Source organism: Microbacterium sp. UBA3486 (assembly GCF_002377845.1).
In the GTDB taxonomy this organism is placed as follows: Bacteria; Actinomycetota; Actinomycetes; order Actinomycetales; family Microbacteriaceae; genus Microbacterium; species Microbacterium maritypicum_A.
Map to the genome: position 1 here is coordinate 18,529 of NZ_DFQP01000051.1, position 13,244 is coordinate 31,772.

Here is a 13,244-nt window from a genome sequence, read left to right on the forward strand (position 1 = left end):
TTCGTGCCACCGCGATGTCGGCGGCATGGCTTAGCCTGATCGCATGGCGGAACTTGACCGTGTGCGCGTCTGGGGCGAAGCACTGATCACGCTGCACCTCGACGACAGCTGGTCTTTCGGCTTCGACAACGCCAAGCGGCGGGCCGGGCAGTGCGACTACACGAAGAAGCGCATCACCGTGTCCCGCTATCTCGCCGCACGCTTCGAAGACGACGACATCCATCAGGTGCTGCTGCATGAGGTCGCGCACGCCCTCGCCGGTCACGCCGCTGCGCATGGGCCCACGTGGAAGCGCATCGCCCGTGATCTCGGCTACGTCGGGGGAACGACCCACCACGGTGAGACGGCCGTGGAGCTCGCCCCCTGGGTGGGCAGCTGCCCCGCAGGTCACGTCACCTACCGGCACCGCCGCCCGACGAGACCGACATCGTGCGCCCGGTGCTCGCGCACATTCGACTCCCGTCATCTCTTCGCCTGGACCCGACGGGAGATCTCGACCGACGTGCGCCTCGCCGCGCAGATGCCGCGCTGACCGCGGCTCAGCCCTTCGGCTCGTCGCGGCTCTCCGCATCGGTCGTCAGTGCTGCGCCGGGTTCGACGGCCGCGCCGGAATCGCCCACTGCGCCGGAATCGACCGCCGCGCCGGATTCCACGGTCACATCGGCAGCGCTGCGCCGACGACGCAGCAGGGCTGCGATCGCGCGCCAGCCGACCAGGAACGCCCCGAGCACGAGCGTCGCCACGATGATGAACGGCAGCTCCGCCGTGTCGCCGCTGAGCACACGGATGAGCATCCCACCCGCGACCGTGACGACCCACACCACTGCGCCCCATGGCAGCGACCAGGGACGACGGGGTCGGCCGGGCAGCAGCGCGGCGAGGAGATGGCCCACGAGCAGAGCGATCAGGAACGGCCATGCCGTGAGCAGGAACCCCGCAGGGTTCTCATCGTGGGACGCGCGACCGATCGCGGCGAAGATCAGCACGAGCACGACATCGACGACGACAGCGGGAAGGTACCTCATGCCACGACCCTACGTGCCCGCGGCCGTGCCGGTGCCTGCCCCGCGGTAACCGGCGGAGATCTCCGTGTCGGGAGGATGTCCTGCGGCCGCGCGTCCGCCCGTCGGGGAGAAATCCTCCGAACGGGGTGGGCATGCGCATCAGTCGAAGCGGACGAACGATCCCTCGTGGAGCACCGGGACGACGTCGACCGCATCGAGGACGGCGGCATCCGCCACGGAGGTCGGAATCAGACCCGATGCTTCGATGCGGGCGGTCGCGACGACGCCGGCGGCGAGCTCACGGCCGGATCCGCTCGCACCGATCATGTGCCGCACCGCGCCGCGCAGGGCGTGGAAGCCCTCGGCGGCGACCGCGGCGTCCGGAGCCGTGTGATCGATACCCCGATCCGAGAGCGCCGAGACGATCGCACCGGCCCCGAGCTGATCCTCGACGGCGAACCGCCGCCCCCCCGCCTCATCCAGCTCGCCGGCCGCGATCACCGCGACAGAGGTGCGTGCCTGCCGTCGCTCCTGGATGGTCTGCACGGCCCGTGCGACGGCCGCCGCGTTGCGGATGCCGCCGACGAGCACCGTCGCCTCGGAGGGAGCCGCAGCGACGACGGCCGCCCCGTTCCGCGACCACCCCTCCGCCTCCGCGAGCGCGACCGCAGAGCCGGACGCCGTGGCATCGATGACCGTGGAGGAGAACCGCAGCACATCGACGACCACGACGACGTCGGCATCGGCGAGGCGGGCGAGACCCGCGGTGCCCCAGTCGAGGCGGACCTGATAAGTGGACTGATCGAACGGCGACGGCATCCGACAAGCCTAGAGGCGTCAGTCCGCCGCGAGCGCCTCGACCGGGGCCACCCTGGTCGCCAGTCGGGTGGGCGTCGCCGCCGCCACCAGCGTCAGCACCGCCGTCGCGACGACGATGATGGCGACGGGGATCCACGGGATCTGCGGAGCGATGAGTCCCGCGGGAACGAAGTCCGGCAGGGTCGGCACCGATCCGAGCAGCGACTGCGCGGCGATCCAGCCGTACACCACGCCCAGCACGAGTCCCGTCAGCGTCGCTGCGACCGTGATGTGGGTCGCCTCGAGCAGCACCATCCGTCGCACCTGGCGATTGGACAGCCCGATCGAGCGCAGCAGCCCCAGTTCGCGACGACGCTGCACCACGCCGATAGTGAGCAGGTTCACGAGCCCGACCGCCGCGATCACGGCCGAGACGGCGACCAGCACCATCATCACCGCCGCAAAGGCGTCCATCGGGGCGAAGAACGCCGCAGGAACCTCTCCGGTGGTCTGGCTCATCATCAGCCGCTTGGCCGACTCGAGGGCTACGGCGAACATCGTCACCAAGGTTACGCCCATGACCACGCCGATCGCCATCCTCGACGAGCGTTCCGGGTAGCGCAGCGCATTCTCGGCCGCGAGACGAGCCGTCGCGCTCGATCCGAACATCCGCCCCACCAGTCGCAGGACCGGGGGCATGAACAGCACGGATCCGAGAGCCAGGCCCGTGAACGAGAGCACACCGCCGAAGAAGGCGACGACGACCCCGAGCGGTGTGACGAGACCGACGAGCACACCGCCCACGAGGAGCGCGGCACCGGCGATCAACAGCACCCAGGCGCCGATGTGCCGACCCGGCGTGCCGGAGACGTCGTCGTGCGTGCGCTCGACAGACCCGCCGAGCGCCTGCAGAGGCGTCACCGACAGCACACGGCGGGAACCAGCCCATGCCGCCGCCCAGGTCGTGAGGGCCACGCCGATCGCCGGCAGCGCCACGAACGGCTGCACGAGGGAGAAGTCGGTCGGGGCGTTGGCGATCAGCTGCCCGCCGACCTGCACCCCGACGACCGCGAGCACGAGACCCGCGAGCATGCCGATCGCCGCCCCGAGCAGCCCGACGACGAGCCCCTGCGTGCCGACCTGAGCCCGCTGCGAGCGCGCGGTCGCCCCGATCAGACGCATGAGCGCGATCTGACGGGTGCGTCCGGCGATGATCGTCGAGAAGGTGTTCGCGGTGACGATCGCGGCGACGTACATCGCGACGACCGTCAGCAGCACCGACAGCAGTGCGACCACGAACGCGAGCGTCCCGCTGTCGCCGATGAAGGGATCGGCCTGCAGCACGGCGCCGATGTAGGCCGTGATCTCGACCAGGAGCACTCCGAACGCGGCGGACAGCGCGGCGACCAGGACGCTCGCGCCCATCCCCCGGTCTCGCAGCCAGGCCAGTCGAGGACCGGTCGCGCGGGTCTCGGGGACGACCGTGGCGACGGCGGTCATGCTGCCACCTCGGCGGCGAGCATGTAGGCCGAGATCTCTTCTGCGGTCTGACGCGGGTGGTCGGCGACGATGCGTCCGTCACCGAGGTAGAGCACGCGGTCGGCATGGCTCGCCGCGATCGCGTCGTGCGTGACCATCGCGATGGACTGGCCGTGCTCACGGCTCGCGGTGGCGAGCAGACGCAGCACCTCGCGTCCGGTCTTCGAGTCGAGGTTGCCCGTGGGCTCGTCCGCGAACACCAGATCCGGTGCCGTGGCCAGGGCTCGGGCGATCGCCACACGCTGCTGCTGCCCGCCGGACAGCTGATGCGGGCGGTGAGAGAGACGCGAGCCGAGCCCGAGCGTCTCGATCAGTCCGTCGATGCGCGCCCTCTCGATCGCGCTCGGACGACGACCGTCGAGCTCGAACGGCAGCATGATGTTGCCGAGAGCGTCGAGCGTCGGCACGAGGTTGAAGGCCTGGAAGATGAAGCCGACCCTGCGACGACGCAGAATCGTGAGATCGATGTCTCCGAGCCCCGTGATCTCGGTGTCACCGATCCAGGCCCGTCCCTCGGTGGGGCTGTCGAGCCCCGCCATGATGTGCATCAGGGTGGACTTGCCGGAGCCCGATGGCCCCATGATGGCGGTGAACTGTCCCCGGCGGATGCCGACGCTGACGTCGTCCAGCGCATGGACGGTGCCCTCACCGGAGCCGTAGGTCTTCTTCAGGTGCTGGACGCGGGCGGCGAGCCCCAGGTCGGTGGTCGTGATCTCCATGCATCCGACGCTATTTCCGCGGTACCTCGCCGGTCATCGCTCCCGGGGACCCTTCCGCATACATCGCAAGGATGATCCGCGGACTCCGCCCGCGGAACGGCGTTCAGGCGAGGCCGTGCTCGAACGCGAAGACCACCAGCTGTACGCGGTCGCGCAGCGCGAGCTTGCTGAGGATGCGGCTGATGTGGGTCTTCACGGTCGCCTCGCTCAGGTACTCCCGGCCGGCGATCTCGGCGTTCGAGAGCCCCCGGGCGGCGAGCGCGAAGATCTCCCGCTCGCGGTCCGTGAGGTCGGCGTACTGCGGCGGCACGGGCTTGGGCGCTTCGGCGAAGTGCTCGAACAGGTCGCGTGTCGCGGCGGCGGCGATCACGCTCGAGCCCGAGTGCACCGTGCGGATCGCGGCGAGCAGGAACTCCGGATCGGCATCCTTGAGGAGGAAGCCGCTCGCGCCCTGCCGGATGGCCCGTGCCGCCGCTTCGTCGAGGTCGAACGTCGTGAGCATGACGACGCGCGGCGGTTCCGGGCGTGCCAGGATCTCGGCGGTCGCCGTGAGCCCGTCCATGACCGGCATCCGGATGTCCATCAGCACCACGTCGGGCCGGGTCGTGCGGACGACCTCGAGCGCCTCCTTGCCGTCGCCGGCTTCTCCGACGACTTCGAGGTCGGGCTGGGAGGCGACGAGCATGCGGATCCCGGCACGGAAGAGCGCCTGGTCGTCGACGAGCACGACTCTGATCATTCGGAGACTCCGATCGGGAGCGTGGCGTGGACGACGAACTGTGCCCCTCGGCGCTCGGCTTGCAGACTACCGCCGACGAGCTGCGCACGCTCGCGCATGCCGATGACGCCGTGCCCGCCGGGAGACACCGTCGCTTCCCCCGTGACGGTGTTGCGCACATCGACGTCGACGCGGTCCGCGAGCCAGGCGAGGTGCACGTCGACCGCGCCGTCCCCATGCCGGATCGCGTTCGTGAGCGCTTCCTGCAGGATGCGGTAGACCGCGAGCTGGATGGCCGCCGGCGGCTCCCCCGGCGGCATCGGGTCGACGGTGACCCGCGGTTCGATTCCGGCCTGCCGCACCTGCGAGAACAGCGCTTCGAGGTCGGCGAGCGTGGGCTGCGGGCCGTCGCCCTGCCGGTGCCGCAGCTGTGTGAGCAGCATCCGCACGTCGCTCAAGGCGCCACGCGCCGTCTGGGCGATGGTGCCGAGCGCCTCGGTCGCGAGTTCGGGCTTCACCGCGGCCGCGTACCTGGCCCCGTCGGCCTGCGCGATCACCACCGCGAGCGAGTGGGCGACCACATCGTGCATGTCGCGCGCGATCCGCACCCGCTCCTGCTCCTCCGCGGCGAGCGACTCCGCCTGCAGCTGGGCCGACCGGGTGCGGCGAGCGCGCAGGACGACGCGCCACAGCAGCCCGCACACCCAGGCGAACCCGAGCGCCATGACGGAGACGACGAGCAGCAGTGTGCCCGCGCTGACCTTCTCCCACCCGCTGCCCGTGCCGAAGGCGACGCCGTTGACGATGACCATGAACACGGCAGCGACCAGGCCGCCGAACAGCGCCGAACCGAATCCCCACCAGAGCACGCGGCGTGTGCCCCAGGCGGAGGTGGCGTACAGCACGAGCAGGATCGCGATGTCGATCGGCAACGGTCCGAACCCGGAGAGCATCTGCAGCACGGCGCCTGCCCATGCGGCAACGAGCGCCCACCCGGGGGCGAGCCGGCCGATGGCGACGCCGCCCGACATCAGGACGCTCGCGATGACGATGCCAGCGACCGCTGCTCCCCCGATCGCGGTATTCCCCGTTCCGGGCCCGTAGAACACCAGCGACATCGGCACGAGCACGAGGAAGAGCAGCGCCGCCCCGACGATGTCGAGGGTCAGCGCCGTACGAGAGAGCGGGCGGATCACTCCCCCACGCTACGCGAGGGGCCCTCGCGCCGGCATCCGTCGCGGGATGTATCCGCGTCCGTCAGGCGCGGGCGAGGATCTCGCCGTGCGGCACCAGATACCAGCCGTCGCCGTCGTCGGCCCAGCGCCTCCACGCATCGCTGATCTCCTGCAGATCGGCGCGCGTCGCCATGTCGCTGTCGACGAGCTGCCGCGCGAGGGCGGATTCGAGGATGCGGTCGGCCCACATCCCACCCCACCAGGCACGCTCGGCGGGTGACGCGTAGCACCAGGTGGAGGCCGTCGCGGTGATATCGGTGAAGCCTGCGGCCCGCGCCCAGGACAGCAGACGGCGACCGGCATCCGGCTCGCCGCCGTTGGCTCGTGCGGCCGCACGGTACAGCGCCAGCCAGCGGTCGAGCTCGGGCAGCACCGGGAACCAGAGGAAGCCCGCGTAGTCGGCATCGCGCGCGGCGACGATCCCGCCGGGAACAGTGACGCGGCGCATCTCCCGAAATGCCTGCACCGGGTCGCCGACGTGCTGCAGCACCTGATGTGCGTGCACGACGTCGAAGGAGTCGTCGGCGAAGCCCAGTGCGTGCACGTCCTCGACCGAGAAGTCGAGATTCGCCAGGCCCCGGTCGGCCGCGAGTCCCTGGGAGAGCGACAGCGCATCCTCGTCGATCTCGGTCGCGGTCACGTGCGCGACGATGCCGGCGAAGTCGACCGTGATGCTGCCGGGGCCCGCGCCGATATCGAGAAGGCGGGTCGTGGACGTGAGGTGGGGGCGGAGGTACGCGGCCGAGTTCGCGATGTCGCGCACGTTGTGCGAGCGGAGGACGGATTCGTGATGTCCATGCGTGTACGAGGCCATGCGGTTCAGTCTGGCAGAGCCCGCCCTCAGTGCAGCTGCGCGACCATGCGGCGGATGGCCTCGCGGTCGGGTTTGCCGGAGGACAGCACCTCGATCTCGTCCACCACGATCAGACGAGCCGGTCGGGCATGCTTGCCGAGTTCGTCCTCGACCGCGTCGCGCGCCTGCGCGAGCTGCTCCGACTCGCTGCGACGCAGCACCTCGCCCCGGGCCGCGACGATCACGGACGCCTCGCCCCAGCGCTCGTCCTCCACGCCGACCACCACCGCCTCGTGCAGCCCCGCGATCCGGCGGACGACCCGCTCGACACGATCGAGCGAGATGTTGATCCCTCCGGACACGATCACGTTGTCGGCACGGCCGTGCACCCGGACGACACCGTCTTCGACGAGACCGAGATCCCCGGTCCGGTACCAGCGGATGCCGTGCTCGTCGCGCACGAACGTGCGCGCGGTCAGTGATCCGTCACCGAGGTATCCCTCGGCGAGCATGGGGCCCGCGATACGCAGCTCGCCGTCGACCGTGCGCACGCCGACCGTGTCGAGAGGAACGCCGTCGTAGACGCAGCCGCCGCTGGTCTCGGTCGAACCGTAGGTGCGCACCAGACGCACCCCCAGATCGGCGGCACGCTCGCGCAACGGTTCGGGGAGCGATTGCCCGCCCACCAGGATCGCCCGGTAGGCCGTCAATGCGGCACGGACGGCGGTGTCGTCCGCGGCGTCGAGCAGAGTCGCGACCTGCGCCGGGACGAGCGACGTGAACAGCTCCGGGACCCCGGCCCCTGGCGATGGCCGCAGCATCTCGAGGGTCGCCTCGGCGAACGATGTCGGCGAGAAGCGGCCCTCGATCCGCGCGGGCTGCGTGTCCGCGAGGATCGAGCGGACCAGCACCTGCAGTCCCGCCACGTAGCCGGCGGGAAGGGCGAGCAGCCAGCGACCGCTCCCGATCCGCGCGGCCGTGGCCTCGGCGCTCGCCCGCAGGGCCTCCCCGCTGAGCGCGACCCGCTTCGGCACCCCACTCGACCCCGAGGTCGCGATCACGGCGGCGAGGCCGTCCGCCACGTCCTCCGGGGCGCCGGTCACCATTCCGAGCCCCAGCGCCGGACCGCCGTCGAGCGCGCGCTGCAGGGCCTCTCGCAGGCGAACCGGATCTTCGGCATCCGTGGGGATCAGGGCGGTCATGCGCGTCTCCGACTCTGGGCTGCCCTGGTCAGTAGTGCCAGGGGAAGGACGACCAGTCCGGGTCGCGCTTCTCGAGGAACGAGTCGCGGCCCTCGACGGCTTCGTCGGTGCCGTAGGCGAGGCGGGTGGCCTCCCCCGCGAAGACCTGCTGGCCGACCAATCCGTCGTCGACCGCGTTGAAGGCGAACTTCAACATGCGGATCGCCGTGGGAGATTTCGTGAGCACGGTGCGCGCCATCTTCAGCGCCTCGCGCTCGAGCTCGGCATGCGGCACCACCCGGTTCACGGCGCCCATCTCGTAGGCACGCTGCGCCGAGTACTCCTCGGCGAGGAAGAACACCTCACGGGCGAACTTCTGACCGGTCTGACGGGCCATGTACGCCGAGCCGTAGCCGGCGTCGAAGCTGCCGACATCCGCATCGGTCTGCTTGAAGCGCGCCTCTTCGGCCGAGGCGATGGTGAGGTCGCACACCACGTGCAGGGAATGTCCGCCACCGGCAGCCCATCCAGGCACCACCGCGATGACGACCTTGGGCATGAAGCGGATGAGGCGCTGCACTTCGAGGATGTGCAGGCGGCCGACCGCTGCGCGGCTCGCCCCGTCGACGATCGCCGTCTCCGCGTCGGAGTACTTGTACCCGTCACGACCGCGGATGCGCTGGTCGCCGCCGGAGCAGAACGCCCACCCGCCGTCCTTCGGGCTCGGTCCGTTTCCCGTGAGCAGCACCGCGCCGATGCGCGCATCCTGCCGGGCGATGTCGAGTGCGCGATAGAGCTCGTCGACGGTGTGCGGACGGAAGGCGTTGCGCACCTCCGGCCGGTTGAACGCGATGCGTGCGACACCGCCGTCTCGCGAGACGTGAGCGGTGATGTCGGTGTAGTCCTCCGCCCCGGGCGCGAGCACCCATTCGGCCGGGTCGAACAGATCGGAGACGAAGGCGGTGGTCACGGCATCCAGCCTATTCCTCGCGCCCTCCCCGACATATCGCACGCGCCGCTCCGGAAGGGAGCGGCGCGTGCGACGTCCGGCTCTGCCTTCAGACGCGACGCGCCCGCCAGGTCTTCATCCAGCCGTCGATGATGGCCCACACCTGAACGGCGACGATACCGACGCCGGTGACCACCGCGAGGACCCGCAGAGTGTCACCCTCCACGCCGTTGTCGACGAACACGAACTGCACGAACTCCGGGTTCAACAGCTCGCCCTGCACGAGCAGCGCGACCGCCCAGACACCGAAGGCGATCGAGAGCGCGGTGTTGACGACGGCGAGTCCGACGGTCCACCGGCGGCGGACGTAGACGGCGACGGCCAGGAGGGCGTCGGCGATCATGATTCCGAAGAGCAGGGTCATCCCCCACGGCCAGAGCTCGGGGTTCAGGACGGGGATCGGGTCAGCACCGGTCGGGAAGAAACCGCGCGTCGCGTCCCACAGCACCGCGCCGATGAGGATGCCCACGAAGACGAGCGAGGCGATCATGTCGCTGCGCGCCGCGCCGTTCTCGGTCGGCGTCGGCAGCTGGTCGACGTCCCACTTCTCCCCCGTGTCGGCGCCGGTGCGCTCCAGCACGACGAAGACCAGGGTCACCCAGAAGCACACGTGCACGACGACCGAGAGGGTGACGGCGACGATCGCGCCGATCACCTCTCCGATGGTCGCGCCCTCGATGAGCTTCGCAATCGCGACGCCGAACGCGGCGCAGACAGGCACGATGATCAGCAGCAGCTTGAGCAGCCGCCACCAGGTCAAGTAGAAGCGCGGCCCGATCAGGTAGAGCGGGCGATCCGCGTAGCCTGCGGCCAGGATTCCCGGGTCGCCGAGTTCGGTGAGCACTGCGCGCTCTGCCGACTCCGGCACCTCCCCCTGCTCGACCCTGGCCTCGATCGCGTCGGCGATGGAGGCCTCGAGCTCAGCGCGGACGTCGGCTTGGGCGTCGGGGCGCAGACTGCGGATCGTCGCGCTGATGTAGCGCTCGGTGAGTGTGAACGTCGTGGTCATGTCAGTTCTCCTCTGCGGTGAGGGACGCGATCGCGGTGGTGAGTGATCGCCATTCGTCGGTGAGGGTGTCGGCGAGGCGGATGCCGGCGTCGGAGGTGCGGTAGAACTTGCGGGGCCGCGCCTCGTCGGTGTTCCACTCGCTCGTGAGGTACTCCTGCTTCTCCAGGCGGCGGAGCAGCGGATAGAGGGTGTTCGCGTCGGTAGCGAAGCCGCGCTGCTCGAGCTGCTCGAGCAGCGAATAGCCGTACCCCGGCGTGCGCAGCAGCTGCAGGCAGGCGAGCACCACGGTGCCGCGCCGCAGTTCCTGCAGGTGCGTGTCGAGCGTCTCGTTCATGACGATCACATTACTGTGCGTCACACACTATTGTCAATCACACATTTATGCGCGATCCAAGGCGAGACGAGAGAGCATCGAGACGGGAAAGTGTCGAGGCGGGAAAGTACCGTGGAGACATGACGCTCGAGATCACGCGCATCGACCCGTTCGACGCCGCTGCGGTGGATGCCTGGTGGGACGCCTATGCGTCCGCCGAGCGCGCAGACCGCGGGGACGACATCCCCGTCTGGTCCCGGGAGGAGACCCGCAGCGAGCTGCAGCAGGAGTCACGGGTCAACGAGCGGCGCGCCTTCCTGCTGCACGACGACGGCCTCGTCGTGGGTGCCGCGAGCCTCACCCTCCCGCTGAAGGACAACACGCACGTCGCCTACCTCGACATCGATGTGCCCCTCGCGCACCGACGGCGCGGAGTCGGGTCCGCCGCCCTCGCCTTCCTCGAAGGCGAAGCTGCGGCCGCCGGACGCACCACCGCGCAGGGCGACACCTCGTGGCGGTACGAGCTCGGCTCCGACGGCTCCGGCGACCCTGGCCGGGAGTTCGCTCGTCGACACGGCTACGCGCTCGCGCTCGGCGATGTGCAGAACAGGCTCGCACTCCCCGTCGCGCCGACCGTGCTCGACGGCATCGACGCCGACATCGCCGCCGCGATCCGGGGCTACACGATCCGCAGCTGGGTCGGACCGGTACCGGATGATGTCGTCGAAGGCTGGGCGATCCTCGATGCCTCGATCGACACCGAGGCACCCAGTGGCGATCTCGACATCGAACCCGCGAAGCCCGATGTGGAGAGCATCCGCGAGCACGAGGACCTCCTCGTCCGGCAGAACCGCCTGTCGATCGGCACGATCGCCCTCGACCCGCAGGGCGAGGCGGTCGCCTACACGCAGCTGGTCGTGTCGGGGGACGACGGCAACGCCTACCAGTGGGGAACACTCGTACGTCGCTCGGATCGCGGCCACCGCCTCGGCACCGCGGTGAAGATCGCCAATCTCCGCCTGCTGCAGCACGCGGCGCCGCAGGCACGGGCGGTCTACACCTACAACGCCGAGTCGAACGCCCACATGCTCGCCGTCAACACCCTGCTCGGGTTCGCCCCCACCGAGCGGATGGGCGAGTTGCAGAAACACCTGGCCTGACGTGCGGCGCTCAGAGACTCCGCGGGGACAGAATGGGCACATGATCCCGCCACTCGCAGACCTGCTCGACTCGGCCAGGGTCGTCGCCCTCCCGATGCACAGCCGCTTCCGTGGCGTGGACGTGCGGGAGGCCCTGCTCTTCGAGGGGCCGGAAGGGTGGGCGGAGTTCTCCCCGTTCGTGGAGTACGAGGATGCGGAGGCGGCGACGTGGCTCGCCGCCGCGATCGACTATGCGTGGCGTGCGCAGCCGGAGCCGCTGCGCGACCGGGTCGGCGTGAACGCCACGGTGCCGGCGATCGATGCGGTGCGCGTGCCCGAGCTGCTGGCACGGTTCCCCGGATGCCGCACGGCCAAGGTCAAAGTCGCCGAACCGGGCCAGACCCTGGCCGACGACGTGGCGCGAGTGCGCGCCGTGCGGGAGGTCATGGGGCCGGAGGGACGCGTCCGCGTCGACGCGAACGGCGCGTGGAACGTCGACGAGGCCGAGCACGCGGTGCACGCGCTCGGCGAATACGACCTGGAGTACGTGGAACAGCCGTGCGCGACGGTGCCGGAGCTGGCGGAACTGCGCCGGCGCGTGAAGTACATGGGCATCCCGGTGGCGGCCGACGAGAGCGTGCGCAAGTCGACCGACCCGCTCGCGGTCGCACGTGCCTCTGCTGCGGATCTGCTCGTGATCAAGGCCCAGCCGCTGGGCGGCATCACCCACGCCCTGCAGATCGTCACCGCCGCGGGGTTGCCCGTCGTGGTCTCCAGTGCGCTGGACACGGCGGTCGGCCTGTCACAGGGGGCCGCACTCGCTGCCGCGCTCCCGTCGCTCGACTACGACTGCGGGCTCGGCACGGCGTCGCTCTTCCTCGACGACGTGGCGGACCTGCGTCCCGTCGACGGCGCGATCCCGGTCGGCCGCGTGACGCCCGATGCCGAGTCCCTCAACCGTCTCGCCGCCTCGGACGAGCGTCGCGAGTGGTGGTTCGCCCGACTCGCCCGCTGCCACTACGAGCTCTCGAACAGCGCGCACTGAGCGGGGTGGACCCCTCCACCTCCACCCCGGCGAACCTGCGGACTACTGCTCGATGAGCAGCTGCACCAGACGACCGAGCTCTTCGCCACCGGAGTGCCGCAGCTGGGCGTCATCCTGGCCCGCCATGGCGCCGCGCACGGTCATGCCCTCCCAGATGATCATGAGCATGCGGGCAGCCGTCTCGGCCGGAAGGCGAAGGCGCAGCAGGCCGGCGGTGACGATGTCGTCGACGATCTGCGCGATGCTCGAGACCATCTCGCGCTCCTGCGCGAGGTAGGCCTCGCCGAACTTCGCGTCGCGTAGTGCACGGATACGGATCTCGCTGAGCAGCATGACACCGAGACGATCGTCTCCGCCGAGCTCCATGATCTGCTGCACGAGGTCGATCGGATCGCACCCCTCGACCAGGGCGCCGGCGGCCGTCAGCTCCTCGACGCGGGTGCGCACCGCGTTCACGCGCACCTCGGAGACGCTGGCGGCGAGCATGAGGAACAGCTCGTCCTTGGACTCGAAGTTCGAGTAGAACGCACCGCGGGTGAAACCGGCACGCTCGCAGACGGCCTCCACCGACGCTCCATCGAGCCCGACTTCGGCGAAGACCTGCGCCGCCGCCTCGAGCAGGCGGGCTCGCGTGTTCTCGCGGCTGCGGGTTGCGGGTGTCGACATCGAAACCTCCTGACCCTTCACTCTCGCATGATTCACACCCCGCACACAGGCTTGGCCGGGCGGGTCAACTTACGAT

Annotated in this window: 15 protein-coding genes; 3 read left to right on the top strand and 12 right to left on the bottom strand. The window is 70.1% G+C overall.

Annotated elements, in window-relative coordinates; genetic code table 11:
- The first annotated feature begins 43 nt into the window (after window positions 1-43).
- Window positions 44-532 (top strand): SprT-like domain-containing protein, encoded by a 489-nt coding sequence (locus tag B2869_RS07380; protein WP_292764481.1) that lies wholly within the window; start codon window positions 44-46, stop codon window positions 530-532.
- Between the two features lie 7 nt (window positions 533-539).
- Here the strand turns inward: B2869_RS07380 and B2869_RS07385 are convergent, their stop codons facing one another.
- The 11 genes from B2869_RS07385 to B2869_RS07435 form a co-directional block, all read right to left on the bottom strand.
- Window positions 540-1,025: a DUF3054 domain-containing protein gene (locus B2869_RS07385; protein ID WP_292764484.1), complete on the bottom strand. Its 486-nt coding sequence runs from the start codon at window positions 1,023-1,025 to the stop codon at window positions 540-542.
- Window positions 1,026-1,163: 138 nt separating this feature from the next.
- On the bottom strand, window positions 1,164-1,823 hold the full coding sequence (locus B2869_RS07390) for a 2-phosphosulfolactate phosphatase (RefSeq protein ID WP_292764487.1): 660 nt from the start codon (window positions 1,821-1,823) through the stop codon (window positions 1,164-1,166).
- Window positions 1,824-1,841: 18 nt separating this feature from the next.
- Window positions 1,842-3,302: an ABC transporter permease gene (locus tag B2869_RS07395; RefSeq protein ID WP_292764490.1), complete on the bottom strand. Its 1,461-nt coding sequence runs from the start codon at window positions 3,300-3,302 to the stop codon at window positions 1,842-1,844.
- Entirely contained in the window at window positions 3,299-4,060 is a 762-nt protein-coding gene (locus B2869_RS07400) for an ABC transporter ATP-binding protein (RefSeq protein ID WP_021198994.1), read from the bottom strand. Before B2869_RS07400 ends, B2869_RS07395 begins: the two co-directional genes overlap by 4 nt.
- Window positions 4,061-4,163: 103 nt before the next feature.
- Complete coding sequence (locus B2869_RS07405) at window positions 4,164-4,799, bottom strand: response regulator (RefSeq protein WP_021198993.1); 636 nt, start codon at window positions 4,797-4,799, stop codon at window positions 4,164-4,166.
- Window positions 4,796-5,974 carry a sensor histidine kinase gene (locus B2869_RS07410; RefSeq protein WP_021198992.1) on the bottom strand — a complete coding sequence of 393 codons (1,179 nt, stop codon included), beginning with the start codon at window positions 5,972-5,974 and terminating at the stop codon, window positions 4,796-4,798. The genes B2869_RS07405 and B2869_RS07410 overlap by 4 nt, the downstream gene beginning before the upstream one ends.
- A gap of 61 nt (window positions 5,975-6,035) precedes the next feature.
- Entirely contained in the window at window positions 6,036-6,827 is a 792-nt protein-coding gene (locus B2869_RS07415) for a class I SAM-dependent methyltransferase (protein WP_292764497.1), read from the bottom strand.
- Between the two features lie 26 nt (window positions 6,828-6,853).
- Window positions 6,854-8,008, bottom strand: a complete 1,155-nt coding sequence (locus tag B2869_RS07420) for an AMP-binding protein (protein ID WP_292764500.1) — start codon at window positions 8,006-8,008, stop codon at window positions 6,854-6,856.
- 28 nt (window positions 8,009-8,036) lie between these two features.
- On the bottom strand, window positions 8,037-8,957 hold the full coding sequence (locus B2869_RS07425; RefSeq protein WP_021198989.1) for a 1,4-dihydroxy-2-naphthoyl-CoA synthase: 921 nt from the start codon (window positions 8,955-8,957) through the stop codon (window positions 8,037-8,039).
- A gap of 88 nt (window positions 8,958-9,045) precedes the next feature.
- Window positions 9,046-10,005 carry a permease prefix domain 1-containing protein gene (locus B2869_RS07430; protein ID WP_292764504.1) on the bottom strand — a complete coding sequence of 320 codons (960 nt, stop codon included), beginning with the start codon at window positions 10,003-10,005 and terminating at the stop codon, window positions 9,046-9,048.
- A 1-nt stretch (window position 10,006) separates the two neighbouring features.
- Window positions 10,007-10,339, bottom strand: coding sequence for a PadR family transcriptional regulator (locus B2869_RS07435; RefSeq protein ID WP_029259789.1), 333 nt, complete (start codon window positions 10,337-10,339; stop codon window positions 10,007-10,009).
- Between the two features lie 119 nt (window positions 10,340-10,458).
- Here B2869_RS07435 and B2869_RS07440 point away from each other — a divergent pair, with 119 nt between their 5' ends.
- On the top strand, window positions 10,459-11,478 hold the full coding sequence (locus B2869_RS07440) for a GNAT family N-acetyltransferase (protein ID WP_292764511.1): 1,020 nt from the start codon (window positions 10,459-10,461) through the stop codon (window positions 11,476-11,478).
- 40 nt (window positions 11,479-11,518) lie between these two features.
- Window positions 11,519-12,502: an o-succinylbenzoate synthase gene (locus B2869_RS07445; protein ID WP_292764514.1), complete on the top strand. Its 984-nt coding sequence runs from the start codon at window positions 11,519-11,521 to the stop codon at window positions 12,500-12,502.
- 42 nt (window positions 12,503-12,544) lie between these two features.
- Here the strand turns inward: B2869_RS07445 and B2869_RS07450 are convergent, their stop codons facing one another.
- A complete protein-coding gene (locus B2869_RS07450) occupies window positions 12,545-13,168 on the bottom strand; it encodes a TetR/AcrR family transcriptional regulator (protein WP_029259786.1) in 624 nt (207 codons plus the stop codon).
- Window positions 13,169-13,244: the final 76 nt, after the last annotated feature.

Excerpts from the sequence above, each read along its gene's own strand:
- B2869_RS07400 (WP_021198994.1), bottom strand. The coding sequence starts at position 4,060 with ATGGAGATCACGACCACCGACCTGGGGCTCGCCGCCCGCGTCCAGCAC.
- B2869_RS07445 (WP_292764514.1), top strand. The coding sequence starts at position 11,519 with ATGATCCCGCCACTCGCAGACCTGCTCGACTCGGCCAGGGTCGTCGCC.
- B2869_RS07390 (WP_292764487.1), bottom strand. The coding sequence starts at position 1,823 with ATGCCGTCGCCGTTCGATCAGTCCACTTATCAGGTCCGCCTCGACTGG.
- B2869_RS07450 (WP_029259786.1), bottom strand. The coding sequence starts at position 13,168 with ATGTCGACACCCGCAACCCGCAGCCGCGAGAACACGCGAGCCCGCCTG.
- B2869_RS07395 (WP_292764490.1), bottom strand. The coding sequence starts at position 3,302 with ATGACCGCCGTCGCCACGGTCGTCCCCGAGACCCGCGCGACCGGTCCT.
- B2869_RS07430 (WP_292764504.1), bottom strand. The coding sequence starts at position 10,005 with ATGACCACGACGTTCACACTCACCGAGCGCTACATCAGCGCGACGATC.
- B2869_RS07420 (WP_292764500.1), bottom strand. The coding sequence starts at position 8,008 with ATGACCGCCCTGATCCCCACGGATGCCGAAGATCCGGTTCGCCTGCGA.
- B2869_RS07415 (WP_292764497.1), bottom strand. The coding sequence starts at position 6,827 with ATGGCCTCGTACACGCATGGACATCACGAATCCGTCCTCCGCTCGCAC.
- B2869_RS07440 (WP_292764511.1), top strand. The coding sequence starts at position 10,459 with ATGACGCTCGAGATCACGCGCATCGACCCGTTCGACGCCGCTGCGGTG.
- B2869_RS07385 (WP_292764484.1), bottom strand. The coding sequence starts at position 1,025 with ATGAGGTACCTTCCCGCTGTCGTCGTCGATGTCGTGCTCGTGCTGATC.
- B2869_RS07435 (WP_029259789.1), bottom strand. The coding sequence starts at position 10,339 with ATGAACGAGACGCTCGACACGCACCTGCAGGAACTGCGGCGCGGCACC.
- B2869_RS07380 (WP_292764481.1), top strand. The coding sequence starts at position 44 with ATGGCGGAACTTGACCGTGTGCGCGTCTGGGGCGAAGCACTGATCACG.
- B2869_RS07405 (WP_021198993.1), bottom strand. The coding sequence starts at position 4,799 with ATGATCAGAGTCGTGCTCGTCGACGACCAGGCGCTCTTCCGTGCCGGG.